We start from the raw sequence: 26,109 nt of genomic DNA, 5'->3' as shown, positions 1-26,109 counted from the left end.
TTAATTGATTGTGATTATATTTTTCAAAAACATAACTTGCGTCTGATGCAGTCCAAAATGCAGTTAAATATCAATTTAATTATGAACTTTTAACAATGGAAAAAGAATCAGGCGACATCGGCAAGTGTCCGTTTCATAACGGTACGATGAATCACAATGTGGGCGGTGGCGGCACCAGAAACCGGGACTGGTGGCCCAAGCAGTTGAAGCTCAACATCCTGCGCCAGCACTCATCCAAGACAAACCCTATGGATGAAGATTTTGACTATGCCCAAGCTTTCAAAAGCCTTGATCTGGAAGCTGTTAAGGCAGACCTTCACGCGCTCATGACCGATTCACAGGATTGGTGGCCGGCGGATTTCGGGCATTACGGTCCTCTTTTTATCCGCATGGCGTGGCATAGCGCGGGTACTTACCGTGTGTTCGATGGCCGGGGTGGGGGAGGTTCGGGGCAGCAGCGTTTTGCGCCGCTGAACAGCTGGCCGGATAATGTAAGTCTGGATAAGGCCCGCAGGCTACTATGGCCGATCAAACAGAAGTATGGAAAAAAACTATCCTGGGCCGATTTGATGATCCTGACAGGAAATATTGCATTGGAATCCATGGGCTTTAAAACATTTGGCTTCGCCGGCGGACGGGCCGATGTATGGGAGCCGGATGAGGATGTGTATTGGGGTGCCGAAACTACCTGGTTGGGCAACGACCAGCGTTATGCCAAAGGTGTCGAAGGCGTCGACGGGGATGGCGTGGTTTCTTCGGATCAGGACCCGGGTGAGGGCATCCATTCGCGCAGCCTGGAAAAGCCGCTGGCCGCAGCGCACATGGGTCTGATTTATGTGAATCCGGAAGGTCCCGATGGTAACCCCGATCCGGTTGCAGCCGCGCGTGATATCCGCGACACATTTGGTCGTATGGCTATGAATGATGAAGAAACCGTGGCATTGATTGCGGGAGGACACAGTTTTGGTAAAACGCATGGCGCAGCCTCTTCGGATCACGTTGGTAAAGAGCCGGAGGGCGCTGATGTGGAACTGCAAGGCCTGGGATGGAGCAACAGCTATGGTTCTGGCCGTGGCGCCGACGCCATCACCAGCGGGCTGGAGGTGATCTGGACGAAAACGCCTACCCAGTGGAGTAACAATTTCTTCGAAAACCTGTTTGCCTTCGATTGGGAGCTGACCAAAAGTCCGGGAGGTGCGCACCAGTGGGTTGCCAAAAATGCAGGAGACATTATTCCCGATGCATTTGACAGCTCCAAAAAGCATGCGCCGACGATGCTCACCACCGATCTCGCCCTGAAGTTTGACCCGGTTTATGAAAAAATATCCAGGAACTTCCTCGAAAATCCCGACGCATTTGCAGATGCATTTGCACGGGCTTGGTTCAAATTAACCCACCGCGATATGGGTCCGCGTGCGCGCTACCTGGGTCCGGATGTGCCCGAAGAAGTATTGATCTGGCAAGACCCGATCCCTGCGGTTGATCACGCACTGATTGATGAAAACGATATTGCCGGTTTGAAAGCAAACATTCTGGCATCAGGATTGACTGTGTCCGAACTGGTTTCCACAGCGTGGGCCTCCGCCTCTACTTTTCGTGGTTCCGACAAGCGAGGCGGTGCCAATGGCGCACGCGTTCGCCTGGCCCCTCAGAAGGACTGGACAGTGAACAATCCGGCGCAGCTGAAAAAAGTACTGGGGGTTCTGGAAAGCATTCAGGGTGAGTTCAACGCTACGCAATCAACCGGTAAAAAAGTTTCGCTGGCGGATTTGATCGTGCTGGCGGGTTCGGCAGCGGTCGAAAAAGCAGCGACCGATGCAGGTCACGCGATTACAGTTCCTTTCACGCCCGGGCGGATGGATGCTTCGCAAGAGCAAACCGATGTGGAATCTGTGGGTTATCTGGAGCCTGCCGCCGACGGTTTCCGTAATTATTCCAAAGGAAAACTTTCAGCCTCGACCGAGGAATTGTTGATCGATAAGGCACAATTGCTCACACTTACGGCTCCTGAACTCACGGTGCTGGTAGGCGGTATGCGTGCATTGAGCACTAATTTCGATGGTTCTAAAAACGGCGTTTTTACGCAGCGTCCGGGTCAGCTTACCACCGACTTTTTTGTCAACCTACTGGATATGAACACATCCTGGAAAGCGATGGGGGAGGATAGGGAGCTTTATCTGGGAAGCGACCGCTCCACCGGCCAACCCAAGTGGACTGCTACCCGCGCCGATCTGGTGTTTGGTTCTAATTCCGAACTGAGGGCTATTGCGGAAGTCTACGGAAGTTCCGATGCCCAGGATAAGTTTGTAAAAGACTTCGTCGCCGCATGGACAAAAGTGATGAACCTGGACAGGTTTGATCTGGCTTAATTGCAGTTGAATGTTAAAAAAGGGGGCGCTCCGGTTGATTCGGAGGCGCCCTTTTTTACTGTTGGAGATTTATTCAGCGAGCGTTATTTCCACAACTCCCAATTTGCCATTTTCACCATATTTTTTCAGCCCTTCCACTGCATTGAGCTGATTAAGATTGTATTTCTTGTCCGAAAGTTTAATGGCCTCATTCATTTTCAATGGGACGCCATTAATCACGAGATGATTGACATCTTCGAGGAATGAAAAACGCCCGCTTCCAGCGAATCTGTTCGTATTGAAATCCACTTTTACATTGTCCCCCAGGAAATAAAGTTTTCTGGTTTCTGACCAGAGTAATTTCTGAGCGTAAAAAGTACCTTGGGACAATTTCACTTCCAGCTTTTCGGTTACCGGGCGATTTTCTGCAATCGCATGAGAATTGGAAACTGCTTGCACTTCGATACGCCGGTCTTTTAATTGAACAGGTAGTTCTTTTGCCAGATTGTTGTTGAAACTCAGACTTGCAATCACTACTCCACTTAAAGCGCTTAAATTTTTCATTGGATCTCCATTTTTAGTTTTTTCAACTATGACGGGATTTTTAGAAATGGTGGCAGCTATCGCATCATTTAAATCGGATAAGGTGTCCTGAACGGAATCAGGTGCCGCCAACAATATCGGCTCATTATTTTCTTTGAAGTTGATTGCATTGTATTTTGAAATAACAATTAAAATGGATGCAGCCATAATCGCTGAGATCCCAGCTTTCAAATAGATGCTCGTGAAAATACCAGTGGGATTAAACTTCGGTAATGCTGCTCCATTCAATTCAGAGAGATGGAGATCTTGAAAACGTTTGGGTTGTATTGAAAAACGGCGTAATGTTCCCGCAATCAGCGCGTCGATATTCCAAAGTCGATAGGGAAATATGAGAAACAAAAATGCCCTTCTTCGCTCCTTATTTTCTTGAAGCTGATCATGAAGAAGTTCCCGGATCTTTTTTCTCGCCCGCGCCAGATGCGATTTGGAAGTCCCTTCGCTGATGCCGAGCTGAGCTGCAATTTGGGCGTGGGTAAAATTGTCGATGACGTAAAGATTAAATACCAATCGGTGATGTTCCGGCAAACGGCTAATCACTTCTAAAAGCTCCGCTTCTGAAAAGGTAAGGTTTTCATTGAATGGATTTTCTTCCTGAACATCAAGGTAATCAATGGAGAATGCTTCGGCCCTGTCGAGCTTTTCCAGTTTCTTTTGCCCGCGAAGATATTGCAACGCCACATTGACAACAATACGCCTGAGCCAGGCCTCGAAAGGCCCTTTGTTTTCAAAACTGGACGCCTTGTGAATAGCAACAAGAAAGGCGTCATGCGCCAAATCCTCGGCGGTCTGCCGATTTTGCGTGTACCTGCAGCAGATCCCGATCATTTTCGAGATATTCTGCCGGTAGGTCGCCTCCCAAAAGCTGTTTGAATTTTTATCCATATTGAGATTGTGCCCTCCAGTGATGCAGTTTTTTCAAATGGTTGCAGTTAGCCCTAAAAAAAATTAGTGCAAAACTTCCATTACATTTTTCCGGCTCCAGTCGGACAACAGGAACATAATCTCCTGCAATGATTTGCCTTTATCAGTGAGGCTGTATTCCACTCTCGGCGGGACTTCGGGATAGGCTGTCCGCAGGACTATTCCGTCGGCTTCCAATTCCTTCAGTTGTCGCGACAGGACTTTAATGGCCATATTAGGCATCGTCTTATGCAGCTCACCGAACCGGCGGGGGCCCTTTAAAAGCAGCCAGATGATGGGCGGTTTCCACTTGCCACCGATCACATCAATCAGGGCTGTGATGGGACATTCTTCCGCATCATGATATTTTTTTTCTTCCTCCATTTGCTATGCCTGAATTCTTCACTTTTTTGTCATTAGGTGACAAAAAGGTAACTACTTGCCAAAAGTATAGTATTGGGTTAAATTTGTCAAAAAACAATTTTAATCAATGAAAATCATCATAGTAGGTGCCACAGGCACAATCGGCAAACACGTTGTGAAAGCGCTTGAAGCCCAAAACGAAATCATTCAAGTGGGATCAAAAAGCGGCGACTTTCAGATAGATCTGACGGATCTTTCGTCCATCCAATCTTTCTTCGAAAAAGTAGGCCCGTTCGACGCGCTGGTTAGCGCAGCCGGTGCCGCGCACTTCGGACCGCTTCCCAAAATGACCGATGCGGATTTCAGAAAAGGCATTAACAGCAAGCTGCTCGGGCAGATCAACCTCGTGCTGATCGGCCAGCATTATATCAACCCCAAAGGTTCTTTTACCCTTACCTCGGGCAGTCTGAGCGACGACCCTATCGTGTTGGGCGCAGCTGTGAGCGCCATCAATGGCGCGATCAATTCATTTGTCAAATCGGCATATATGGAGCTTGAAAATGGCGTCCGTATTAATGCGGTCGCCCCGGGTGTCGTGGAGGAATCCCCGGCGTATTTCCCCTTTTTTCCAGGTGATATTCCTGTGGAGATGCATAAGGTTGCGCAGGCTTATGTTAAGAGTGTGCTCGGCGGGCAGAGCGGGCAGGTGTTTAAGGTTTTTTAAATACCAAAAATCCGCAGCAGCCCGATTGACGATCAATGATATCTCTTTAACTTTAACACATGCTGAAAAGAGATAAAATGGATCGTCGGACTTTCATGTCGAGTTCGTTAACCGGCCTGGGCGCATTGCCTCTGGCCGCTGCTTTCGACCCCAATACCCATTTCACAAAACCCCTCAAAGTAGTATGCGTGGGAGGCCACCCCGATGACCCGGAAACAGGCTGCGGCGGGACCCTCGCCAAATTCGCCAACGCCGGGCACGAGGTAACCATCATTTACCTTACAAACGGAGATGCCGGAATCAGAGGAAAAAGTCATCAGGAAGCGGCTGCGATCCGGACGGAGGAGGCTAAGAACGCTTGTAAGATATTGAAAGCCAAGCCTGTATTTGCCGGGCAGGTGGATGGAGACTCCATCGTCAACAATGATTGGTATGCCAAAATCCAGAAATTGCTGGAAGCGGAGAACCCCGATATCGTTTTTACGCATTGGCCGGTCGATTCCCATAAGGATCACATGGCCGCAAGTCTTCTGACCCAGAAGGCTTGCCTGCAGATGGGGCAAAAATTTCCTCTGTACTTTTTCGAAGTTTACACCGGCGCCCAGACCCGGAATTTCAATCCCACTGATTACGTGGACATTACCGACACGCAGGAACAAAAACGAAAGGCCGTTTTCTGTCACGCCAGCCAGGGCTTTGTTTCAGATGAATTTTACCACAAATTTCATGGCATCATGGAGGACTTTCGGGGGCTTTCTATTTCGGTGAAGGGTGCCGAAGGCTTTGTGAAACTGACAAATTCCAAAAACACGATCATTTGAGGTGACTCCTTCTAAACGTCACCCGTCGCGATTTCTTTGGTGCCTTCTATGTCGCCAACCTGCTTCAAATCGGCTGATAAATTCTGACGCACAGATAGCGCGCCGACGTCTGCCGTATTCCTCCAAAACAGAAAAAAAATTTCTGGAAAATTTGCGTAGCCAAATGACTTCACATATATTCGTAGCCAAATAGCTACGTAATGAATTTAAGAAGAGATGTATTCCAGGCTATAGCCGATCCGACGAGACGGGCGATACTGCTGCTGCTCGCTACGAAATCGTTGACCGCAGGCGCGATTGCTTCCAATTTTGACACGGCGAGGCCCACGGTCTCGAAGCACCTGTCGATCCTCACCGAATGTGAACTGCTTCAGCAGGAGCAAAACGGCCGGGAGGTCTATTACCACATTAATGCAAAAAAAATGAAGGAAGTAGCGGACTTTATCGAGCCCTTCCGCGATATGTGGGACGACAGGTTCAACAAATTGGAAGCCATTATGAAAAACTACAGACCCAAAGAGTAATATGGAAAGAAAAACAAAAATCCACGCCGAAGAAGGAAAGCAGGAAATAGTGATCACCCGGGAATTCGATTTACCCCTGAATTTGCTGTTCAGGGCCTATGTCGAACCCGAAATTGTGGAGCAATGGATGGGGACAAAAGTGCTGAAACTGGAAAACAAGAAGCACGGTTCCTACGAATTTGAAACGTCGGATGCGCAGGGAAATGTGGTTTTCCGGGCCAATGGCACCATCCCGGAATTTGTTCCAAACACGAAAATCACCCGGACATTTGAAATGGAAAATGCCCACGCTTCTGATGGCCGATTTGCTGTTCAGCTTGAATTCCTGGAATTTGAGAAGTTGACCGACGATACCAGCAAACTCACGATGCAGATCGTCTATAAATCGGTCACAATGAGGGATCAAATGTTGAAACTGCCTTTTGCACAGGGTTTAAACTGGGCACATAACCGGTTACAGGAATTCGCAGAAAAACTAAAATAAAGATCATGGAGAAACGAAATAGAATCATTTATTGGATTGCGACCCTCTGGCTCGCGTTGGGAATGACCTCAACCGGCATTGTCCAATTGATTAAAATGAAAGAAGAGGCGGATATGTTCACGCATTTAGGCTATCCGGCTTATCTTTTGACCCTATTGGGCATCTGGAAATTATTGGGCGTGGTAGTGATACTTGCCCCTAAATTTCCATTGCTAAAAGAATGGACTTATGCAGGATTTTTCTTTGCGATGTCGGGGGCCGTTTTTTCTCACCTGGCCGTTGGCGATGCGGCCAAGGAGCTTTTCGGCCCTGTGTTATTGATCGTCCTGACAATCGTATCCTGGTATTTCAGGCCGGCAGATCGAAAGTGGTAGCTGCTGATTGTAAGGTCATCAGATTCAAAAAAGCGCATTGCTAAACGCTCATAACCCAAAAATCATGAACCCAAATGTTGACTGGTACTTCACCAAAGCCACGCCATGGAAGGAGGAGATCGGGAAATTGAGAGCAGTCATCCTCGACTGCGGCCTGACCGAAGAATTGAAATGGGGCTGTCCCTGTTACACGTTCCAGAAAAATAACATCGTATTGATACATACGTTCAAAGAATATTGCGCGGTATTGTTTTTCAAAGGGGCCCTTCTCAATGACGCCAATCAGCTACTGATCCGGCAGACGGAGCATGTTCAGGCCGCGCGCCAGATGCGTTTTACGGACATCAAGGAGGTAACCGGGAGCGAATCCACGATAAAAGCCTACATTTTTGAAGCTATAGAAGTAGAGAAAGCCGGTTTGAAAGTGGAATTGAAAAAGACCACCGAGTTTACAATCGTGGAAGAATTTCAAAAGAAACTGGATGAAAGCCCGGCTTTGAAAACGGCTTTTGAAGCATTAACGCCTGGCCGGCAACGGGGGTATCTGCTGTATTTCTCGCAAGCCAAACAAGCCAAAACGCGGGAGGCGAGGATTGAGAAGAATGTGGATAGGATTATGGATAGGAAAGGATTGGAAGACTGAAAGTAGGCAACTGAAATGCATAAACCTAAACGATAATTGGAGGGTTCAAAGGAGGACATAAGCAATACATAATGGAAAGGACCAGACAGGACAGACACGAGGATTTTACGGAGTTTTTCAATACGGCAATGACGATTTTTGAAGAGATCAGTGCTAACGACTCCAAAGCCGAAAAATTCAGAAATATTTATAGCCTTTATATTTGTCCGGGCAGTCGAGACGGTGGGAGTAATGATCGTATCGTGGAGATTTTTTGGGGCAACCGCCCTTTTGAAACTATCTCAAAAGGACAAAAATGGACAACATTAACAGAATATGGAGCAGCCTTGGTTTATGAACGTGATGATAGTGGATTTGTGACAATATCAATTCACCCCGCCGGAACGGACAGCCGAACACAGATTGAGAGCAGTATAACCCTTAAAATTCGCATAGATCCAATGAAGCTCAGGGACAAATCTTATCTGAAAAAAAATTGGAATGATTTAGTCGCTTATATGGAAGTTACTAGTCTTGACGGGGATCCGACATTTATCCAAGAGAAAAGGGTTTCGTACCTAAGATTTTTCAAGCACCTCATTATTGATAATAAGTGGCACCCGACAAGATTTTCTACTTTCTGCAAGAGAATTTTTGAATGGGTTTTGACCGTGGGATTTAGTGGAGTTGTCATATACATTATAACCCTTGTCACACAGCCTAAGACGACAGAAACAGAAATTCAGCTAAGAGAGATAAACAAGAATTTGGAAGTTCTTTCTAATCAGCTAAACAAAATATCGGACAATGACGCGCACGTAAAATCAATTTCTGCGGCAATTGATACTATTAAAATACAAACAAAAGGAATTTTGAAAACAATGAAGAAACAGAAGTAAACCAGCCCAACTAACCTCATATGAACCCGGCCCAGAAATTTTCACACAATGTAATTCCAGCCTCTTCGCATTACTACCAACCATCAATCAAAAAGAAGATCTTAGGCTAAGCTCCCAAATGACCCAGGAAAAATACCAGCCTTCTGTCTCGTTACCAAGGAATTGCGCCAAGACAAACCCAGCAAAATAATGTGTGACTTACTGTTTGTTATAGGAACCGGCAGGTGTGTAATGAACAGCCCTTTGCTGTGGTGCGACCATAAAAAGATATCTGAAAAACAAAAAGCATTATCTGAGCTGGGTCAACCATTCAATGCTGAAATATTCATTTCGGAAGGCAGGCATTCGAAGATGAAAATCATTTTCAGTATTGCCGGCTTCGGTGAGTAAAATGCTGCGCGTATTGTATTCATAAAGAAGATAAATTCAGTCAGAACTACAATGCATTCGTGCCTGATTCGTGTCTTCGTGGCTAATTGTCTGTGCCACGAAGACGCGAATCAGGCACGAATAAAAATCAATACCATGAAAACCAGTAAACACCTGCCACTGGAACGAACCTCCGAACTACTCGAAACCCTCAAAAACCGTTTCGAGAAAAACATGGCTCGCCATAAAGATCTCAATTGGGATGAAATACAAGCTAAACTGGAAGCCAATCCTGCAAAGCTGTGGTCGCTGGATGAAATGGAAACCACCGGCGGAGAGCCGGATGTCGTTGGCTATGATCAAAAGACGGACGAGTACATTTTCTTCGATTGCGCAACGGAAAGCCCCAAGGATCGCAGAAGTCTTTGTTACGACCGGGCGGCTTGGGAATCCAGAAAGGCCAATAAACCCGAGAATACGGCTCTGGACGTCGCAGCCGAAATGGGGATTGAGTTGTTAACCGAGGAAGAATACCAGGAATTACAGCAAATCGGAAAATTTGATTTGAAAACATCGAGCTGGCTGAGAACACCCGCTGACGTCAGAAAGCTCGGTGGCGCTATTTTCGGTGATCGTCGTTTTGACAGGGTGTTCATTTACCACAACGGCGCGGATTCCTACTATGCGGCCCGAGGGTTTCGCGGCTCGCTGAGGGTTTGAAAATGGCTGTTCGTTTTGGTTAAACAGGCCTCAAAATAAACTTCCGCAAATTTGATATGACTAAAACGGAGATTTTCGGCGTCGCACCTTTTTTTATTGTAAAGAACGTTCCTGACGCCCTGCGGTTCTATCGCGATATGCTCGGATTTGACATTACTTTTCAAGGACCTACCGAAGACGATATCTTTTTTGGTATTGTCCAGCGGGGCGGCGCCATGATCATATTGAAGTCAATTGGTGTAGATCCCTTACCGAACCACACGCGGGATGTCAAAAAAGGCATTGCCAGTTGGGACGCCTATCTGCACGTTCAGGATCCCGATGCACTGGCGGCGGAATTTTTATTGAGAAATGTGACATTCTTTCGGACACTCCAGGACGATGGAGAGGATGGCTTGAGAGGGTTTGAAATCCAAGATGCCGACGGGTATATCTTATTCTTCGGCCGATCTCAGGGCAGTTAGTACTTTTTTCGATACATTAATTTGAAAAGATTAACCAGTAACCGATTTGCCAGTCATGACCCTAAATGAAGCACTTTCCCAACTCGAATCACTAGGCAGTGAAAAAATGCGGCAATTCAATACGAGCCGTGGCGCAGGGCCCAACCAATTCGGGCTTAAAATGGGCGATATTCGGAATGTTGCAAAGAAAATAAAGACCGACCACGCTCTGGCACTGGAGCTTTGGGATACCGGCAATTTGGATGCCCGCTTTTTGGCGATTTTGGTTATGAATCCTGAAAAGTTATCCAAAGAGGATCTCACCAAATTGGTCAGATCCGAGAAGCACACCCACGTCGCCGACTGGCTGTATTCCTACGTGATCAAAGATTACCCGGATACCGAACCGCTGCGGATAGCCTGGCTGGAATCCGATGATGTCATGTGCGCCCGCGCCGGATGGAGCCTGACCAGCGGCTGCGTGTCCCGGAATCTGGAAGCGCTCGATATTCCCGCCATTCTGGACCGCATTGAAACCGAAATGCCTCACGCAGCACCGGAAGTGCAATGGACGATGAATTCGACGCTGGCAAACATTGGCATTAAGCTTGCGGAATATCGAGCACGCGCGCTTACCATTGGAGAGAAGCTTGGGATTTATAGAAATTACCCGGTTTCAAAGGGTTGTACCTCGCCTTTTGCGCCGATATGGATCAATGAAATGGTAAGCAGGCAGGGAAATTAGTACGAACAAATAACAAAACAGATGATGAAAGCAGTAGTAATCGGACAAGCTTCAGGAAAATCAATGGATGAAATCATGGCTGTTTATCCAAGACATAAAGCAATAGTTGAAAAATACATTGCGCGTGGCGAGGTCATCGGCATTGGCCCCTTTGCCGATATGGGCAACATGGCAATTTTTAAGACCAGGGCAGCGGCGGAGGAATTTGTGAAGGAAGATCCGTTTATCCTGGAAGGGCTTGTCGGGTCGTTTGTGATCAGAGATTGGAATGATACCATGCTGCCAGGATAGCGAAACGCGGAAGGCCGTATATACCCGAAGCGCAGCCTGAGTGCGAAATTATGGCAGCACCATGGATAGGAAACATTTAGTTCTTCCTGGAATAATTATCTCAATAACATGAAGTATAAGTTTTGACGAAACCAAAAAATGGCCAAAATACTGAAAACTCAGTATTGAATACGTTGACTGCCGTTACCACCTTTGCGGTGTAAACAGGCAGTCCATAACGAAGATGAAAAACAGAATTGTCCAGATCACCCTTAAAAGTGTCCTTGTAATAGAAAATGGGGCAATCGAGGATCATGTTGAAGGCTTAAATGCACTTTCAGTCACGCTGGTAGCGCCGAACGCCACAAAAGCCTCCGTAACAAGTGCCAGATCTGTGAAGCTGGCCGACGGAGTAGAGATGAGTCTCGCTAATGAGCCGTTTGAGGATAAGCTGCTGTTTAAGGAATTAATTCTGGGCGACTGCATCGTCAAGGCCGAATTAACAGCGATATAGAAGGTTTCAAAGCTTGAAAAGTTTTTCTTTAAATCATTTCCGTCGGTGCTGGGCGTGGCTATTGAAGCCATTCCTGGAATAGGATCGATTGTCAGCTCCGTAGCCGGGGCAATTACCAAATCCATTTTCGATGGCGCGGACAAAGCGGATAAGATCACTGTAATCGGAAAGGGCGCTATGCCTCTCACCGCGATAAATACCCAGGGCGACCTGATCATCAATCTCCAGGTCCCAAAAACCCTGGTACTCAACTCAGGTCCGACTATCGACGGTCAGGGCAATCAGATCGTACATCGGATTACTATGAGGGAAGGTTTTGTGAACGCAAAGGTAGTTTTGAACGTAGAAGACATTACGCCTACTGCTACTGAGGCGGCGCTATTGGTTTAAACAGCCGCTGTTATCCCTTTCACTTCAAAAACCACCCCTGACTAATCGCCTTCGCAGTCAGCTCGGCCATATTATTCACCTCGCACTTCTGGAACATGTTGGTGCGGTGGTGCTTTACTGTATTCTCGCTGATGCCCAGTTTATCGGCGATCATTTTGATGCTTTTGCCTTGTGCGATTAATTCCAGTACGCGCTTTTCCGCAGAAGTAATGGGGAGTGATTTCGGATTGCGGGTAATGCCGGGGTGGACGGGGATGTTCTTCATATTGTCTGAATCTGAAGTGTCCAGGATAAAGAACCGCAGCTGGATGTCCGGATCCAGGTGCGTGATGTCGGTGATGAGGTCGAACTGATAAACGCCGTTGCCCTGCTTATCAATGAAAATGGTGGAGCTTTGCTGGAGAGCGTGAAATGTACTTCCGTTTTTCCGGATAAATTCATACGTGTAGGACGACTTCACGTGGGAGCGGTTCTCCAGTGGCTGTTGATAAAAATAACCCCAGAAATAACCCGCAGCGTTTACAATAGCATGGAGGTTTTCTTCATTGGTAAACCTGGCTGCATGAATGAACGATTTGCCGACCATCTCATCGTCCCGGTAGCCCGTCATTTGTTCCAATGCCCCGCCTGTTTTCAGGAATTTTCCTTCACGCATATCCGATAAAAACCAGCAGTAGGGGCCTACGGCGTAGATTTTCTCTATGATTTCCCCGAATGAAAACTGATTGATGTATGCTTCAAGGTCCGGGTCGCGGGGCAGTTTTTCGTAATAGTTTTTCAAGTACCGGTAGGCACCAACGATCTGTTTCCTTAACGGGGTTGCTTTCATGTTGAGATGGGGAACGTCGCCTGTAAATGGCACTTTTGTGCCATTTACAGGAGGATTGATTTACGCTAATTTTGAGTTGAAATTAACCAATTTAACCAGTGAAAAAATCATTACTTCCCCTCGTTTTTGGTATTGCTCTGACAAATCTGTCATTTTCACAAGGAATTTTAAATCGGGTCAAAAACAAAGTAGAACAACGCGCCAACCAGAAGACAGACCAGGCCATCGATAAGGGTTTGGATAAAGCGGAAGAAGCGGCTACGCAGAAAAATGAAACACCCGCTGACAAGCCCCCCCAGGTCCCGGCAAACCAGAATACCCCTGATGCCTCAACGCCATCAACAGCTTCCGGGACTGCTGCCATAGCAAAAGAACTTCCGATCAAAGCGTACGCCAGTTTTGACTTCACGCCTGGCGATTCAGTAATTTTTGAAGATAATTTCAGGGATGAAAGTGTCGATGAAATTCCTTCATTGTGGGTGCCGACCGGCGGTACCGTAGAAATAACCAGAGTGAATGGGCAGACCGTGGCTGGTTTTCTGGATGGATTTTACACCGGAATGTATCCCCGGATGAAAAAATACAACTACCTGCCACAGCGGTTCTCGGTTGAATTCGATTACCTGATCACAGCGAACAACAAGCGCCCCTGGGGCAGGTACATGGGCGACGGGGGAAGCGGTGGTTTCGATGTCGTTTTCCATTCCAGGGATGTGGATGCAAACAACGAAGTGTTAGGCGATTATCAGTACGACGTCAGTATCCGGAGCGAGGGGGTAGTATCGTTTCGCGAGTTCAAAGGAAAATATAAGGGCATGACCAGTGATTTTGAAGATGCTGAGATCTACGACAGGTGGGTACATGTTTCCATAGCGGGGACTGAAAGAGGAATTAAAGTTTACCTCAATAATCAAAGGATTGTCAATGCGCCCATTTCAGCCGGTAAAGCCGCTTCCATTTACATCAATGGGGAGGGGAGCACAAACAATCCTGATGGTCATCAGCTTTTCATTCGTAACGTGCGGATCGCCGGGGGAGGGAAGGACCCGTACAAGCAGCTTACTTCCATCGCCAAAACTTACATTGCCAGAGGCATCACTTTCGATTACAACCAGGCTGTGTTGAAACCTGAAAGTATGGGAGAACTAAACAAGCTGTTCGGCATGATGAAAGACCATCAGGAACTGAAATTTGAAATTGGTGGCCATACTGATGCAGACGGGGACGATGCGTATAACCTCAAACTGAGCGAGCAGCGCGCAGAAGCGGTCAAGACCAAATTGGTGGAAATGGGCGTCGATTCCTTGCGCCTGACCGCCAAAGGTTATGGGGAAACAAAACCCTCGGCAGATAATGGTACGCCCGAGGGAAGGGCGAATAACCGACGGGTGGAACTCACTGCAAAATAGCCGACCTTATTCAGTCAGGGATGTTGGTCCCGGAAAGCAAAAATATCGCGCAGGAAATTGTCCGTAAATAATACATGCCCGGCTGGGAACCGCGAGCCGATATATCGAGAACATCGCCATGCGACGGGTTACGTGCGCACCCCGTCTCGAAAGCAGCCTGATTATTGCATCCCTGGCAGATTTCACTCATTTTGAGATTGCCGGGGCAGGGTCATGGTGCAAGAATGTACGTTTTCCCGGGCGCTTGACGTGCACAGTACCGATCTGCGGACGGGTGCGCAGGCTTTGAAAAACCAATGATTAAATACTTGATTACCCCGGGGCGAAAATGGTGAGCCGTCAGTAAAGCCCCTGGCCCGAACGGCCACCTGTAGCCTGGGGGCCTTGTGACTGTGCCGGCAGGGAAGTAAAGCAGCCTGTACGATATTTTGTTAAAAAATATTAAAAACCGAGACGTATGCCACGTCGTACCGGCTTTTCGGGTACATGTAATCACTATGAAAAGAATATCTACCGGACGTTGATTTCTAATTTAAACCCGTTGATATTCTCATGCTCCTCCAGGAAAATCTTTTTGTTATTCTTGTGTTATTGCTTGCCGTATCGCTGATAATCATGCTGGGCAAGAAACTGAAAATATCCTATCCTATATTTCTGGTGCTCGCAGGACTGCTTATCAGTCTGTTACCCGGTGTCCCGGCATTTGAAATATCTCCCGACTGGGTTTTTATGGTGATTCTTCCACCCTTGCTGTACCAGGCGGCCTGGGCAACAAGCTGGGCCAATTTCTGGAAATGGAAGCGGCAGATCGTTATGCTTGCGTTCGGGTTGGTACTTTTTACTTCCTGCATCATTGCCTATTTTACGCATGCATTTGTCCCCGAATTTACCATGCCGCTTGGACTGCTGCTAGGTGCAATCATCTCTCCGCCGGACGCCATTGCGGCGAAATCGGTTTTGCAGGATTTGAAGGCTCCCAGAGAAACGGTTACAATCCTGGAGGGAGAGAGCCTGCTGAACGATGCGGCCAGTCTGATCGTGTTTCGTTTCGCCCTGGAAGCGGTGCTCACCGGCCGGTTTGTGAAGGAGGAGGCAGCAGCTGCATTTCTTATAGTGGGTTTTGCCGGTTGCCTGATCGGGCTGGCACTCGCCTTGCTTTTTTATGCGATGCACCGTTTCCTTCCCGCAACACCGAGCATGAATGCCACATTAGAGCTGATAGCCCCTTATTTCATGTACCTGATTGCAGAGCACTACGGATATTCAGGGGTTATGGCCGTTGTAACCGGTGGGTTGTTCATGTCGTACCGGTACAAGAAATTGCCAAACTATGGGATTTCGCGACTTCACTCTGCGGCCATCGGGTCGGTGCTGGTCTTTATTTTTAACGGGCTGGTTTTTATCCTGATTGGTCTGCAGCTGCCGGTTGTGTTGGCAGGATTGCACGGATATCAGCCATTTCAGGCAGCGAAATATGCCATTGTGATCAGTTTGCTGACCATTTTTGTAAGGATGTTCTGGTTGTTCTTTACCTCTTTTGTCCCTGGTTGGCTGCGTGCCAAATTCAATGCCAGGGAACGAAAGCAAAAGTGGCAAAATGTATTCGTGATCAGTTGGGCAGGGATGCGTGGCGTTGTTTCACTCGCTTCGGCGCTGTCTATTCCGCTCTTTCTGGAGAATGGTCAGCTGTTTCCCCAACGGAATCTGATCTTGTTCACCACATTTGTGGTTATTTTGATCACACTGGTTTTCCAGGGATTTACTTTGCCCTATATCATTAAATTCCTTAAAGTCGAGGATACTGGAGATGCCATGCCAGAGCAGATGCAGGAAGCAGACCTGAACCGTCGTTTGCTCGATCTGGCATTAAGAGAGCTCAACGGGAAGCACTGTAATGCTCTGGAAGAAAATGAAATACTTAAAAAATTCAAGTTCGAACTGGAAAGGGACCTGTTTTTTCTTACACATTCAGGAGATTCCGGGAACCATAGCCGCCAGCAGATCATTCAGTTTGGCATCGTAAGCAACCAGATCCTCAGAGATCTGCGCAAAGAACTCTCACGGCTTCGCAAGGAAGATTTATTCCATGAAGAGGTGCTGGTCAGGAGAGAGAGGCAGATGGACCTGGACGAGGCCCGTATTCAAAGCAGGCTGCAATAGCGGAAGGTGCAAAGTCGCGCCGTCCCTAAATATGGATATCCCTGATGGCCAAATTTTGGAAACCGTATTTGCATGGGCGAGTTTTGGCTACCGGGCTGCCTGTCGATACCAGTGACCAGAGAATTGAAACCAGAAAAAACGTACCCTCACTTCAAAATGAAAAGAACTTCATGGCGAATGAGGCTTGCCTGGTGGAGCGCATTGAACGAAAAATTTACTGGCAGCGACGGATATGAGGGTATCGGAAATTGCCTACCTTGCCGGCATAGAAAGTCCGCTGAATTTTGCGAAATATCTGGCGGAAGCTTTTTCATATCAGCCCAACCGAGTACAGGGGCCAGGTTTTCGCTGATCAAAACAACGCTCCTTGTCAACCTATCATGAAACCATCGATTGCCGTACTACCGTTTTTGAACCTGAGCAATGATTTGGAACAGGAATATTTCAGCGACGGTGTTACCGAGGAAATTATCAACGTATTGAGCCGGATACCCAATCTCCAGGTGGCGGGCCGGACTTCTTCATTTACTTTCAAAGGCAAGAACCAGGACCTCCGTATGATCGGGGAGCAATTGAATGTCAACCACATACTGGAAGGGAGCGTGCGCTGGTCAGGAAACAAATTGCGGATCGTCGCACAGCTTATCGATGTCGCAGACGGTTATCAGATATGGTCCGAAAAATACGACCGCGAGCTGGAAGACATTTTTGACATCCAGGATGAGATTGCGCTGGCGATTTTAGCGGGTGTCAAAGTTCAGCTTCTGGGCGATGAGCAGGCCGCCACGTTCAAAAGATATACCAATAACACTGCCGCCTACCAGCTCTATCTCCATGGCCGGTTTTACCACAACAAGTTTGGGGGCACCGATGAGTTTAACAAAGCGATCAGGTATTTTGAATCCGCTATTGAACTGGACCCAGGCTACGCCATTGCCTACGCAGGGATAGCCTCGTGTTACCTGAATATGTGGTTTTACAGGCTTCTCCCGGCAGCGAAAGCCTTGCCGCTGATGAAGCAGGCCACTGAGAAAGCGCTTGCGCTGGACCCCGGCATTGCTGAGAGTTATCTTGCGCTGGCCCGCATGCAGATGCTCTATGAATGGGACTTTTCCGGGGCATCCGCAGCATTTAAAAAAGCATTGGAGTTAAACTGGAACACGGCTGACCTGCACGGCCAGTATGCACTGTACCTCGCCCTCACCGACAATTATGCCAAAGCCGAAGATCAGATTTCGCTGGCACTGTCGCTCGAGCCATTTTCATTGATCAATAATTTTTACGCCGGGTATGTATACTGGATTTCGGGAAGCATTGAGAAAGCCGCCGAACAGGGCAGAAAGCTGATTGCCATTGAACCTTCATTCTGGGGAGGGCATATGGTGCTGGGTCTCAATCTGATCACCTTAAAAGATTATCCCGGTGCGCAGGAGGCACTGGAAGCAGCCCTTGAAATTAACTATAATGGCATCACCTTGAGTGCGTGCGGCGCATTGTTCGGACTCTCCGGGGAACCCGAAAGCGCAAGAGACATACTTACACAAATGACGTCGCTCAGCAAAACCCAGGTGGTATCGAATTATGATCTGGGTATTGTGCATGCATCGGTAGGTGACAAAGAAACGGCCTTAAGTTATTTTCAAACGGCCGTCGAACAGCACGAGCCGCCCATGCTGTTTTTCAAATTTATCGTCAGGGATTGGCTGTCCGAATCCTGGCATGATCCGCGGTACGATCTGTTGATCAGCCAGATTGCAGGATAACTGATCCAGTAACCTGGAAACCGGCGCAACAGGAAGCCGGGCGTTGGGACCGCGAGGAGAGCGGTAAGGGCAGGCTTGTAACCACTCACGAAGTTTTGGGACAGTAACTAAGGTATTCGGGATAATAAATCAAATGCTTGGGACAATAGGCCAGGTATTTGGGACAATTGCGTTCACGTTTCAGTTTGAAACTCACGATCTTTGAGAATGGGGAAATAACTCTAGGGCTTGTCTTTTGGAATAAGAATGCCGACTTACAAAGCCTTCTCTCTCAATGTTCAAACTAAATTCGGTTTCACAGCCGCTCCTATTCGTGACGGCAAATCCAACCGGGAACGGAAAGTATGCAGGGAAGGTGCTTTCAAAGCAGATGAAGCCTGAAATACTGGCCGGGATAAGACCGCCCGAAGGAAAAGACTTAGTTGAGGAAAGTTTATGATGAAGTATTTTACATCACTCGCGTTGCTGTTTCTGGTTCAATGTAGTCTGTTTGGTCAAAAACCAAGAGCACGTGATATTGGTATTCCTTTCAGCGGAACCCCGGGCCAATTCAACGCAATTACGGATGTGAAGGGTGTGGAAGTCGGATATAGCACCATCATTTCGGGGCAGGGTAAAAATGTCAGGGGTAAAGGTCCGGTCAGGACTGGTGTTACCGCAATTTTGCCGAGGGGCAGGAACAATAATCCTGTGTTCGCCAACTGGTATTCACTGAACGGTAACGGAGAAATGACGGGTACGACCTGGGTAACCGAGTCCGGATTTTTGGAAACACCCATCATGATCACCAACACCAACAGCGTGGGTGTTGTAAGAGATGCAGTTTTGAAGTGGTTTGTAAAAACGGGCTGGTACAAGGAAGATTACTGGTACACTTATCCTGTTGTGGCTGAAACTTACGACGGCGGTATGAATGATATTTATGGATTTCATGTCAAGGAAAGCCACGCCTTTGAAGCATTGGATAACGCCAAATCGGGTCATCTGGAAGAGGGAAATGTGGGTGGTGGCACTGGGATGATGTGCCTGGGTTTCAAAGGCGGGACCGGGACCGCCTCGAGAACTGTTAAAATCAAAGATTCGACCTACACCGTGGGCGTATTGGTGCAATCCAATTTTGGTGCCAAAAGCCAGTTCACGATAGCCGGTGTGCCGATCGGGCAGGAGTTGAAAGATACCCTGAACTATGAAATAAAAGCTCCGCCGTCCTATAAGGAGGAAGGTGACGGCTCCATCATTGTAGTGGTTGCTACGGACGCTCCATTATTGCCGCATCAGTTAAAGCGGATAGCCACCAGGGTATCCCTCGGTATCGGCATTGTTGGCGGGCGGGGCAACAATGGTTCCGGTGATATTTTCATCGCGTTTTCCACAGCTAACCCGAAGGCATTTCAGCGGGAGAACATTGCAGAACTGGACCAGCTTCCCAATGACCATATGAACTCGCTATTTGAGGCGACCGTCCAGGCTGTGGAGGAATCGGTCATCAATGCCATGGTTGCCGCGGAGACCATGGTCGGGATAAACGGAAATAAGGCATACGCCCTTCCGCATAAGTCGGTGATCGACTTGCTGAGAAAATACAACCGGATTAAGTGAGATGATAAATGTTTAGACTTAAATCAGTCCCGCAGCCGCTTACGATCCTGATGGTTGCGATTGTATTGGCTGCAATGGCCACTTGGCTCTTGCCCGCCGGTCAATACAGCAAGCTTTCGATGGTCGATCACAAATCTTTTTCAATGAAAACGGCAACTGGCGACACCCTTTTGCCCCTGACACAGGGAACATTGGACCGGCTTGGCTTGCGGATCCCCATCGGGAAATTTCTGGACGGCGAGGTATTGAAGCCGGTATCCGTCCCAAACACTTATCGGACGCTGGAAAGCAACCCGCAGGGATTTATCCATATCATCCAGGCCCCGATGAAGGGAATTTATGATAGCATTGATATCATCATGTTCATCCTCGTCATGGGCGGGTTTGTGTATGTTTTCAACGAAACCAGGGCGATAGAAAAAGGCGTCGCGTCCTTATCCCATGCAATGCGGGACAAAGGACCTTACCTGGTTGGGGTGCTGACGCTGCTATTTGCTTTTTGTAGGGCCAGCTATGGAATGGACGAGGAAGCGCTCATGTTTTATCCGATCCTGGTACCTGTTTTTCTGGCAGCCGGTTACGATCTGCTGGTGCCTTTTGGTGTGATTTTCGGGGGAAATACGGTCGGCGGTATCGCCGCTTTTTCCAATCCTTTTTCGACCATCATCGCTTCCAATGCTGCTGGGATCAATTGGAAAGACGGTATTTATGAGCGTTTGATCCTGTTCTTCATCACAACCGTCCTTTTTACCTGGTACTTATTGCGGTATGCGGCGAAAGTGAAAAAAGATCCGTCGACCTCCCTGGTTTTAAAAATAGACGGAATTGTAAAACCTCCTTACGAAATCCATATCAGCGATCAGGACATACCAGAAAAGCTGGGATTGAAAACCAAAGCCCTACTGCTGATTTTCCTGGGCGCATTTGTAGCCATGATTTACGGAACGATGTTTTTGCAGTGGTGGACACTGGAGCTGTCGGCGCTCCTTTTTGGGGGTGCGATCCTGGTCGGGTTTCTGGGGCAGGTCAATGAAAAGGTCTTCGTGAGGCAGTTTGTAAAGGGCGCGGAAAGCCTCCTTTCGGTGGCGTTTATTGTGGGCGTGGCGAGAGGGGTTACCATTATTCTGAATGACGGGCATATCAGTGATTCCATTTTGTATTATACTGGGAATCTGGTATCGCATATGCCACCGGCCGTCTTCATCCTGCTGCTGTTCGTCTTTTTCTTTTTCTTTTCGCTTTTCATCACCTCCACTTCCGGTATGGCAGTATTGACTATGCCGATTATGGGAACGCTGGCGGTCCTGATCAATATTCCGGGAAGTGAGATTGTCAATGCCTATTTATACGGGATGAACCTGATGCTTTTCATTTCACCCACCGCTATGCTGCTGCCTTCGCTGGCATTGGTGAATGTGAGTTTGAAAGTCTGGATGCAGTTTATCATGCCTCTGCTGGTAGTGCTGATCCTTATTTGTGCGGTGTATCTGGTGGGGAGTGTTTACTTATAGACCAAAAACCTGGCAAATGAAACAAGTGATATGCTTTTTCCTTACTGCATTATTCTCCCTGGCACTCCACGCACAATCCCGGCCGGCTGAGGACGAGGAAGCAGTACAGCAGACGGTAGCAGGCATGTTTGCCGCGTTGGCGGACCGGGACTCGGTCAGTATGAAGCGTTACTTTGCTTCGGACGCCGTATTGTATGAAAACGGCCAAATCTGGAATGCGGACTCCCTGGTCGTCAAGGGCATCAGGTCCAACATCGGCCGCGATTTTAAGCGCACCAATAGGTTTGATTTTATCAATACAACAATCAGGAAAAACACGGCCTGGGTAAGTTATCATCTTTATTCAGACATCCAAAGGGGTGAGCGAAAGTCATCCGTGCATTGGCTGGAAACGATTATCCTGGTGAAGGAAAACAAGCAGTGGAAAATTAAAGTACTGCATTCAACGCTTATTAAAAGGATTTAAAATGGAAGCAATGATCCTCTTGCCCTTACAATCCGAGCACCGTGGGAGTTCAAAAAGCCGAAGGTTTTCAAAATCCCTAGTCCCCGTATTATTCCTGGTTTTTACTACTCCAACCAATCCCAAGAAATAACTTCTTCCCCGATTCAACGATGGAAAAAACACTACAACCAACCTCTGTCAGCGAACGCCATGCCCTGCTCGATGCCCTTCGCGGTTTTGCGTTATTGGGTGTGCTGCTGGCCAATATGGTCTCCCATTCGGGTTATTTCCTCTTGTCCGAACAAGCCAGGGCTGCATTTGATACAGCTCATATCGATCATTACGCGGAGTGGATCGAGCATTTCCTGATCGACGGGAAGTTCTATTCTCTTTTTTCCATGCTTTTCGGAATCGGGTTTGCCTTGCAAATGAAACGGGCTTCGGCGGCCGACGTCAATTTCGCGTCGCGTTTCCGGCGACGGCTGCTGATCATGTTCGTACTTGGGTTGCTGCATGCGGTCTTATTATATGTCGGGGATATTCTGACCGTCTACGCGATCACTGGTGTGTTCCTGATCCTTTTCAGGAATAAATCCGACCGGACCATATTGCGGAGCGCTGTCGCCCTGAACCTGCTGCCGATTGTGCAATACGCCATCATGCTCGGTTTTCAATTGGCCAATCCGTCTGCTCCTGCGCCGCCGGAGACAGGCCCGCGCTTTTTCGACCAGGTGATTGTCACGTTCCGCACCGGGACTTATCCCGAAATCATCACGAATAACTTGGGCGGCCTGCTGGTTGGCAGGTACCCCGATCTGCTTTTCACGGGACGCTTTTTCAGGGTGTTGGCAATGTTCCTGGTTGGTTTTTATATTTCAAAAAACAGAATCTACGCCAATATAAATACCTACCGTCCATGGATCAGGAAAGTAATGGTCTGGGGCGCGGTGATCGGTATTCCCTGTAATATCGTCCTGGCTATGATGATGACCACCGACGCCTACTATGACTTGGAGCCAATGGGTATGATCCAGCCGATCGTGTATGCTTTGGGGGTACCCGCTTTATGTCTGTTTTATGCTTCGGCATTTGCATTGCTTTTCGAAAACCCGGTCTGGAAGAAGCTACTGATGGTATTCGCGCCGGTAGGGAGAATAGCGCTCACAAATTACCTGATGCAATCAGTGATCTGCGCATTCATTTTCATGAGCTATGGGCTTGGACAGGAAGCGCTGATTGGCCCGGCGAAACTTTCACTGATCGCATTTTCGATTTATATTAGCCAATTGATTTACAGTCCAATATGGCTCAGATATTTCCGCTTCGGTCCGGCAGAATGGCTATGGCGCTCGCTGACTTACGGGAAATGGCAGCCATTTCGAAAGGAAACTGTTTAAAAAGGGGTAAAATGTTGAAGGTCAGATCTTCCACTATTACCCTCCAAATTTTCTCAACGCCTGATACCAAATGACCTCAACCTCCTCCTTAAACCAAACCAGAATCCAGTCCATTGACCTTTTGAAAGGTTTCGTAATGGTATTAATGGCGCTCGACCACACGCGCGATTACTTCTACCAATCCGGTGCGTTTCTGGATGTGAGTAACCCTGCACACGCTACCCTCGCGGTGTACCTGACGCGTATTATAACCCACGTGTGCGCCCCGACTTTCAGTTTTCTGGCGGGGGTTTCGGCATATATGTCGGGCAGGCGGCGCACCAAAGGTGACCTCTCCATTTTTCTGATCAGCCGGGGCTTGTGGCTGGTGTTGATGGAACTGACGATTATTGCATTTGCCTGGTACCTCAATGTACAGTTCAGCAACATCGACCTGGCGGTAATATGGGTCCTTGGCGTAAGCATGATCGCGCTGGCGGGTTTCATACACCTTCCCGAAAATGCAATTCTCATTGTCTCCATTGTACTCATTACAGGACATAACCTTTTGGACAACATTCACCTGAATAATGTCTGGTGGGCGATGCTGCATGAATTTTACGAAACCAAAATTTTCGACGGGCATGTCACATTCACCGTCGTTTATCCGGTCATTCCCTGGATCGCCGTGATGGCGCTCGGTTACTATTTCGGAAGGTTTTACAATAACTCAGTTGCCGCTGCTCAAAGAAAAAAGCTGTTTAATACGCTTGCCCTTTGCTCGGTCGTGGGTTTTCTGTTGATCCGCTGGGCAAATATGTATGGCGACCCGGAGCCGTGGGTACATCTGCAAACGCCAGGCAGAACATGGATGTCGTTTTTTAATGTCACCAAATACCCGCCTTCCTTGTGCTACCTGCTGCTGACATTGACGTTCACTTTGATGTTCCTGGCCAATTCCGAACAATGGAGGGGGAGGATTGCGGATTTCTTTTGTGTCTTTGGCCGGGTGCCGTTTTTCTATTACATTCTGCATTTGTACGCGATCCGTTTCCTGGGCATGGCGCTCGCGGAACTCATGGGCTTCGGGTGGGAATCAGCGATCCAGCATCAATTTGAGATCGATTTGCACGGTTTCGGTTTCAGTCTGCCGGTGGTGTACCTCATTTGGACCGGGATCATTCTGGCACTGTACCCGCTTTGCAAAAAATTCGACCGCTACAAACAAAGTCACAGAGAACAACGTTGGCTAAGCTATTTATAATTTCACCATGACGATCTGATTTCAATTACATCCATTCGACAAAATGAAAAAGGCAACTCTACTCCATATCCTGTTTATCCTGTTCTTTTTACTGGGATATAGTAAGTCATCCGCACAGATTTCTCCCAAAGAGGTAGATATCCTTGTTCAAAAAGCGTTGGATCAATTCCATGTCGCAGGTGCTTCGGTGGCGATTGTGAAAGACGGGAAAGTGGTGCACAAAAACGGTTATGGCGTGCGGTCGATCACTGCGAAGCAGCCTGTTGACGATCGCACCAATTTCCAGATCGCATCCAATTCCAAGGCTTTTACCACGGCGGCACTGGCGATTTTGATTGATGAAGGTAGGCTTTCATGGAAGGACAAGGTGAAGAAGCATATCCCCGAGTTCAAAATGTACAATGAATATGTCACTGAAAATTTCTTGATAGAAGACTTGCTCTGTCACCGCAGCGGGCTGGGCCTGGGCGTAGGTGACCTGATGTTTTTCCCGGACGGTACCGATTTTACAATCAAGGATGTGCTGGCGAGCTTTCAGTATTTCAAGCCGGTATCCGCTTTCCGAACACAGTTTGACTATGACAACCAGCTCTATTTTGTTGCCGGGGAGGTCATTGCCAGGGCAAGCGGGATGTCGTGGGAAAAATTTGTGCATTCCAGAATAATCGAACCGCTGGGAATGGACCACACTTTTACATCGGTGGCGGAGACAACCGACAAAGTGAACCTGGCCATGCCGCATTCGACGGAAGGTTCTGCCAGTAACCAGATGCGGCAGATCGAACTTTTCGTAGAGGCGATCAGCGGCGCGGCTGGTGGCATTTTGTCCAACGTAGACGATATGTCGAAATGGATGATTTTGCAATTGAACAAAGGTAAATATGGTAGTAACCTCGAAAAACAGATTTTCACAGAGGCGCGGCAGCGGGAAATGTGGACGATCCATACGGTTACGGGCGTCAACCGTGATCCACGTTACAACTCGCACTTTGGCGGGTATGGGCTCGGTTGGGGGTTATCCGATGTCAAAGGAAATCTGCGCGCCACCCATACCGGCGGCTTGCCCGGCATGTTGTCGAATGTAACATTGATACCAGATTTGAAACTAGGGATTGTGGTTTTGACCAATACGGAAAATGGAGGGGCGGGCTTATTCCGCGCGGTCACCCAGACGATCCTCGACAGTTACCTCGGACTGGACAAAATAGATTGGACCGAACGGATCAGCAAGGATATGCAAGCCCAGAAAAGCAATGGGGATTCGGTTACCACCAAAGTGTGGGAGACCGTAGCTGCTGCGAAAAGCACGCCGGTAAAGACGCAAGATTTTGTGGGTAATTATGAAGACAAATGGTTTGGGAAAATGGAAATCTTTATGAAAGGTAATCAGTTGTGGATCAAAGCGTTGCGTTCGCCGAGGCTGAACGGTCCGATGCATTTTTACAGGGCCAATACCTTTGCGGTGAAATGGGCATACCAGGATATGAATTGCGACGCATTTGCGATGTTCACGCTGGATGAAAACGGCAAGGCGCAGAGTATTAAAATGAAAGGAATTTCACCGAATATCGATTTCAGCTTTGATTTCCATGACCTGGATCTGCAAAGGATCAGTAAGTAAAAAAGACTAACCAAATAAA

27 protein-coding genes are annotated in these 26,109 nt (G+C 47.9%); 24 read left to right on the top strand and 3 right to left on the bottom strand.

All coding sequences use genetic code 11. The annotated features are described in order from the left end of the window. Positions 1-95: 95 nt before the first annotated feature. On the top strand, positions 96-2,369 hold the full coding sequence (gene katG / locus AC1XUF_RS31315; protein WP_483345823.1) for a catalase/peroxidase HPI: 2,274 nt from the start codon (positions 96-98) through the stop codon (positions 2,367-2,369). Between the two features lie 69 nt (positions 2,370-2,438). On the opposite strand, the gene AC1XUF_RS31310 is transcribed toward katG, so the two are convergent. Both AC1XUF_RS31310 and AC1XUF_RS31305 read right to left on the bottom strand, forming a co-directional pair. After that, positions 2,439-3,833, bottom strand: a complete 1,395-nt coding sequence (locus AC1XUF_RS31310) for an RNA polymerase sigma factor (RefSeq protein WP_483345822.1) — start codon at positions 3,831-3,833, stop codon at positions 2,439-2,441. Between the two features lie 63 nt (positions 3,834-3,896). After that, positions 3,897-4,235, bottom strand: coding sequence for a winged helix-turn-helix transcriptional regulator (locus tag AC1XUF_RS31305; RefSeq protein WP_483345821.1), 339 nt, complete (start codon positions 4,233-4,235; stop codon positions 3,897-3,899). A gap of 106 nt (positions 4,236-4,341) precedes the next feature. On the opposite strand from AC1XUF_RS31305, the gene AC1XUF_RS31300 reads away from it, so the two are divergent. From AC1XUF_RS31300 to AC1XUF_RS31240, 13 genes are all read left to right on the top strand, one after another. Continuing rightward, positions 4,342-4,938 (top strand): short chain dehydrogenase, encoded by a 597-nt coding sequence (locus AC1XUF_RS31300; protein WP_483345820.1) that lies wholly within the window; start codon positions 4,342-4,344, stop codon positions 4,936-4,938. A gap of 59 nt (positions 4,939-4,997) precedes the next feature. Next, on the top strand, positions 4,998-5,759 hold the full coding sequence (locus AC1XUF_RS31295; RefSeq protein WP_483345819.1) for a PIG-L deacetylase family protein: 762 nt from the start codon (positions 4,998-5,000) through the stop codon (positions 5,757-5,759). A gap of 200 nt (positions 5,760-5,959) precedes the next feature. Further along, positions 5,960-6,283 carry an ArsR/SmtB family transcription factor gene (locus tag AC1XUF_RS31290; RefSeq protein WP_483345818.1) on the top strand — a complete coding sequence of 108 codons (324 nt, stop codon included), beginning with the start codon at positions 5,960-5,962 and terminating at the stop codon, positions 6,281-6,283. 1 nt (position 6,284) lies between these two features. Continuing rightward, positions 6,285-6,767, top strand: a complete 483-nt coding sequence (locus AC1XUF_RS31285; protein WP_483345817.1) for an SRPBCC family protein — start codon at positions 6,285-6,287, stop codon at positions 6,765-6,767. A gap of 5 nt (positions 6,768-6,772) precedes the next feature. After that, positions 6,773-7,141: a DoxX family protein gene (locus tag AC1XUF_RS31280; RefSeq protein WP_483345816.1), complete on the top strand. Its 369-nt coding sequence runs from the start codon at positions 6,773-6,775 to the stop codon at positions 7,139-7,141. Between the two features lie 64 nt (positions 7,142-7,205). Further along, positions 7,206-7,784, top strand: a complete 579-nt coding sequence (locus tag AC1XUF_RS31275; RefSeq protein ID WP_483345815.1) for a YdeI/OmpD-associated family protein — start codon at positions 7,206-7,208, stop codon at positions 7,782-7,784. Positions 7,785-7,855: 71 nt separating this feature from the next. After that, a complete protein-coding gene (locus tag AC1XUF_RS31270) occupies positions 7,856-8,662 on the top strand; it encodes a hypothetical protein (protein WP_483345814.1) in 807 nt (268 codons plus the stop codon). 525 nt (positions 8,663-9,187) lie between these two features. Further along, complete coding sequence (locus AC1XUF_RS31265) at positions 9,188-9,751, top strand: DUF4256 domain-containing protein (RefSeq protein WP_483345813.1); 564 nt, start codon at positions 9,188-9,190, stop codon at positions 9,749-9,751. A gap of 56 nt (positions 9,752-9,807) precedes the next feature. Next, positions 9,808-10,215 carry a VOC family protein gene (locus tag AC1XUF_RS31260; RefSeq protein ID WP_483345812.1) on the top strand — a complete coding sequence of 136 codons (408 nt, stop codon included), beginning with the start codon at positions 9,808-9,810 and terminating at the stop codon, positions 10,213-10,215. Between the two features lie 55 nt (positions 10,216-10,270). Further along, complete coding sequence (locus AC1XUF_RS31255; RefSeq protein ID WP_483345811.1) at positions 10,271-10,939, top strand: DNA alkylation repair protein; 669 nt, start codon at positions 10,271-10,273, stop codon at positions 10,937-10,939. A 21-nt stretch (positions 10,940-10,960) separates the two neighbouring features. Further along, positions 10,961-11,230, top strand: a complete 270-nt coding sequence (locus AC1XUF_RS31250; protein WP_483345810.1) for a YciI family protein — start codon at positions 10,961-10,963, stop codon at positions 11,228-11,230. A gap of 223 nt (positions 11,231-11,453) precedes the next feature. Next, a complete protein-coding gene (locus tag AC1XUF_RS31245; RefSeq protein ID WP_483345809.1) occupies positions 11,454-11,723 on the top strand; it encodes a hypothetical protein in 270 nt (89 codons plus the stop codon). A gap of 45 nt (positions 11,724-11,768) precedes the next feature. Beyond that, positions 11,769-12,113 (top strand): hypothetical protein, encoded by a 345-nt coding sequence (locus tag AC1XUF_RS31240; protein WP_483345808.1) that lies wholly within the window; start codon positions 11,769-11,771, stop codon positions 12,111-12,113. Positions 12,114-12,132: 19 nt separating this feature from the next. On the opposite strand, the gene AC1XUF_RS31235 is transcribed toward AC1XUF_RS31240, so the two are convergent. Then, entirely contained in the window at positions 12,133-12,942 is an 810-nt protein-coding gene (locus AC1XUF_RS31235) for a LuxR C-terminal-related transcriptional regulator (protein ID WP_483345807.1), read from the bottom strand. 98 nt (positions 12,943-13,040) lie between these two features. On the opposite strand from AC1XUF_RS31235, the gene AC1XUF_RS31230 reads away from it, so the two are divergent. The 10 genes from AC1XUF_RS31230 (at position 13,041) to AC1XUF_RS31185 (ending at position 26,090) form a co-directional block, all read left to right on the top strand. Further along, positions 13,041-14,351 (top strand): OmpA family protein, encoded by a 1,311-nt coding sequence (locus tag AC1XUF_RS31230; protein WP_483345806.1) that lies wholly within the window; start codon positions 13,041-13,043, stop codon positions 14,349-14,351. 552 nt (positions 14,352-14,903) lie between these two features. Next, positions 14,904-16,511: a Na+/H+ antiporter gene (locus tag AC1XUF_RS31225; RefSeq protein ID WP_483345805.1), complete on the top strand. Its 1,608-nt coding sequence runs from the start codon at positions 14,904-14,906 to the stop codon at positions 16,509-16,511. A 380-nt stretch (positions 16,512-16,891) separates the two neighbouring features. After that, a complete protein-coding gene (locus AC1XUF_RS31220) occupies positions 16,892-18,274 on the top strand; it encodes an AraC family transcriptional regulator (RefSeq protein ID WP_483345804.1) in 1,383 nt (460 codons plus the stop codon). 274 nt (positions 18,275-18,548) lie between these two features. Then, positions 18,549-18,713 (top strand): hypothetical protein, encoded by a 165-nt coding sequence (locus AC1XUF_RS31215; RefSeq protein ID WP_483345803.1) that lies wholly within the window; start codon positions 18,549-18,551, stop codon positions 18,711-18,713. Then, positions 18,710-19,873: a DmpA family aminopeptidase gene (locus AC1XUF_RS31210; RefSeq protein ID WP_483345802.1), complete on the top strand. Its 1,164-nt coding sequence runs from the start codon at positions 18,710-18,712 to the stop codon at positions 19,871-19,873. Before AC1XUF_RS31215 ends, AC1XUF_RS31210 begins: the two co-directional genes overlap by 4 nt. An 8-nt stretch (positions 19,874-19,881) precedes the next feature. Continuing rightward, positions 19,882-21,384, top strand: coding sequence for a YfcC family protein (locus AC1XUF_RS31205; RefSeq protein ID WP_483345801.1), 1,503 nt, complete (start codon positions 19,882-19,884; stop codon positions 21,382-21,384). 16 nt (positions 21,385-21,400) lie between these two features. Then, positions 21,401-21,850: a YybH family protein gene (locus tag AC1XUF_RS31200; protein WP_483345800.1), complete on the top strand. Its 450-nt coding sequence runs from the start codon at positions 21,401-21,403 to the stop codon at positions 21,848-21,850. A gap of 149 nt (positions 21,851-21,999) precedes the next feature. Continuing rightward, positions 22,000-23,226 carry a DUF418 domain-containing protein gene (locus tag AC1XUF_RS31195; RefSeq protein ID WP_483345799.1) on the top strand — a complete coding sequence of 409 codons (1,227 nt, stop codon included), beginning with the start codon at positions 22,000-22,002 and terminating at the stop codon, positions 23,224-23,226. A gap of 70 nt (positions 23,227-23,296) precedes the next feature. Beyond that, positions 23,297-24,469, top strand: a complete 1,173-nt coding sequence (locus tag AC1XUF_RS31190) for an acetyltransferase domain-containing protein (RefSeq protein WP_483345798.1) — start codon at positions 23,297-23,299, stop codon at positions 24,467-24,469. A gap of 43 nt (positions 24,470-24,512) precedes the next feature. After that, positions 24,513-26,090 carry a serine hydrolase gene (locus tag AC1XUF_RS31185; RefSeq protein ID WP_483345797.1) on the top strand — a complete coding sequence of 526 codons (1,578 nt, stop codon included), beginning with the start codon at positions 24,513-24,515 and terminating at the stop codon, positions 26,088-26,090. Positions 26,091-26,109: the final 19 nt, after the last annotated feature.

The organism is Dyadobacter sp. HNCC25DJ185 (genome assembly GCF_056895195.1).
Note: the sequence above shows the minus strand (reverse complement) of the source record. Positions and strands in the feature narration are given on the sequence as shown.

Bases quoted from the DNA above. Each gene is read 5' to 3' on its own strand.
- AC1XUF_RS31270 (WP_483345814.1), top strand. From the start codon at position 7,856: ATGGAAAGGACCAGACAGGACAGACACGAGGATTTTACGGAGTTTTTC.
- AC1XUF_RS31260 (WP_483345812.1), top strand. From the start codon at position 9,808: ATGACTAAAACGGAGATTTTCGGCGTCGCACCTTTTTTTATTGTAAAG.
- AC1XUF_RS31280 (WP_483345816.1), top strand. From the start codon at position 6,773: ATGGAGAAACGAAATAGAATCATTTATTGGATTGCGACCCTCTGGCTC.
- AC1XUF_RS31235 (WP_483345807.1), bottom strand. From the start codon at position 12,942: ATGAAAGCAACCCCGTTAAGGAAACAGATCGTTGGTGCCTACCGGTAC.
- AC1XUF_RS31185 (WP_483345797.1), top strand. From the start codon at position 24,513: ATGAAAAAGGCAACTCTACTCCATATCCTGTTTATCCTGTTCTTTTTA.
- AC1XUF_RS31300 (WP_483345820.1), top strand. From the start codon at position 4,342: ATGAAAATCATCATAGTAGGTGCCACAGGCACAATCGGCAAACACGTT.
- AC1XUF_RS31200 (WP_483345800.1), top strand. From the start codon at position 21,401: ATGAAACAAGTGATATGCTTTTTCCTTACTGCATTATTCTCCCTGGCA.
- AC1XUF_RS31220 (WP_483345804.1), top strand. From the start codon at position 16,892: ATGAAACCATCGATTGCCGTACTACCGTTTTTGAACCTGAGCAATGAT.
- AC1XUF_RS31225 (WP_483345805.1), top strand. From the start codon at position 14,904: ATGCTCCTCCAGGAAAATCTTTTTGTTATTCTTGTGTTATTGCTTGCC.
- AC1XUF_RS31295 (WP_483345819.1), top strand. From the start codon at position 4,998: ATGCTGAAAAGAGATAAAATGGATCGTCGGACTTTCATGTCGAGTTCG.
- AC1XUF_RS31265 (WP_483345813.1), top strand. From the start codon at position 9,188: ATGAAAACCAGTAAACACCTGCCACTGGAACGAACCTCCGAACTACTC.
- AC1XUF_RS31205 (WP_483345801.1), top strand. From the start codon at position 19,882: ATGTTTAGACTTAAATCAGTCCCGCAGCCGCTTACGATCCTGATGGTT.
- AC1XUF_RS31305 (WP_483345821.1), bottom strand. From the start codon at position 4,235: ATGGAGGAAGAAAAAAAATATCATGATGCGGAAGAATGTCCCATCACA.
- AC1XUF_RS31275 (WP_483345815.1), top strand. From the start codon at position 7,206: ATGAACCCAAATGTTGACTGGTACTTCACCAAAGCCACGCCATGGAAG.
- AC1XUF_RS31285 (WP_483345817.1), top strand. From the start codon at position 6,285: ATGGAAAGAAAAACAAAAATCCACGCCGAAGAAGGAAAGCAGGAAATA.
- katG (WP_483345823.1), top strand. From the start codon at position 96: ATGGAAAAAGAATCAGGCGACATCGGCAAGTGTCCGTTTCATAACGGT.
- AC1XUF_RS31190 (WP_483345798.1), top strand. From the start codon at position 23,297: ATGACCTCAACCTCCTCCTTAAACCAAACCAGAATCCAGTCCATTGAC.
- AC1XUF_RS31310 (WP_483345822.1), bottom strand. From the start codon at position 3,833: ATGGATAAAAATTCAAACAGCTTTTGGGAGGCGACCTACCGGCAGAAT.
- AC1XUF_RS31255 (WP_483345811.1), top strand. From the start codon at position 10,271: ATGACCCTAAATGAAGCACTTTCCCAACTCGAATCACTAGGCAGTGAA.
- AC1XUF_RS31245 (WP_483345809.1), top strand. From the start codon at position 11,454: ATGAAAAACAGAATTGTCCAGATCACCCTTAAAAGTGTCCTTGTAATA.
- AC1XUF_RS31250 (WP_483345810.1), top strand. From the start codon at position 10,961: ATGATGAAAGCAGTAGTAATCGGACAAGCTTCAGGAAAATCAATGGAT.
- AC1XUF_RS31210 (WP_483345802.1), top strand. From the start codon at position 18,710: ATGATGAAGTATTTTACATCACTCGCGTTGCTGTTTCTGGTTCAATGT.
- AC1XUF_RS31290 (WP_483345818.1), top strand. From the start codon at position 5,960: ATGAATTTAAGAAGAGATGTATTCCAGGCTATAGCCGATCCGACGAGA.
- AC1XUF_RS31215 (WP_483345803.1), top strand. From the start codon at position 18,549: ATGTTCAAACTAAATTCGGTTTCACAGCCGCTCCTATTCGTGACGGCA.
- AC1XUF_RS31195 (WP_483345799.1), top strand. From the start codon at position 22,000: ATGGAAAAAACACTACAACCAACCTCTGTCAGCGAACGCCATGCCCTG.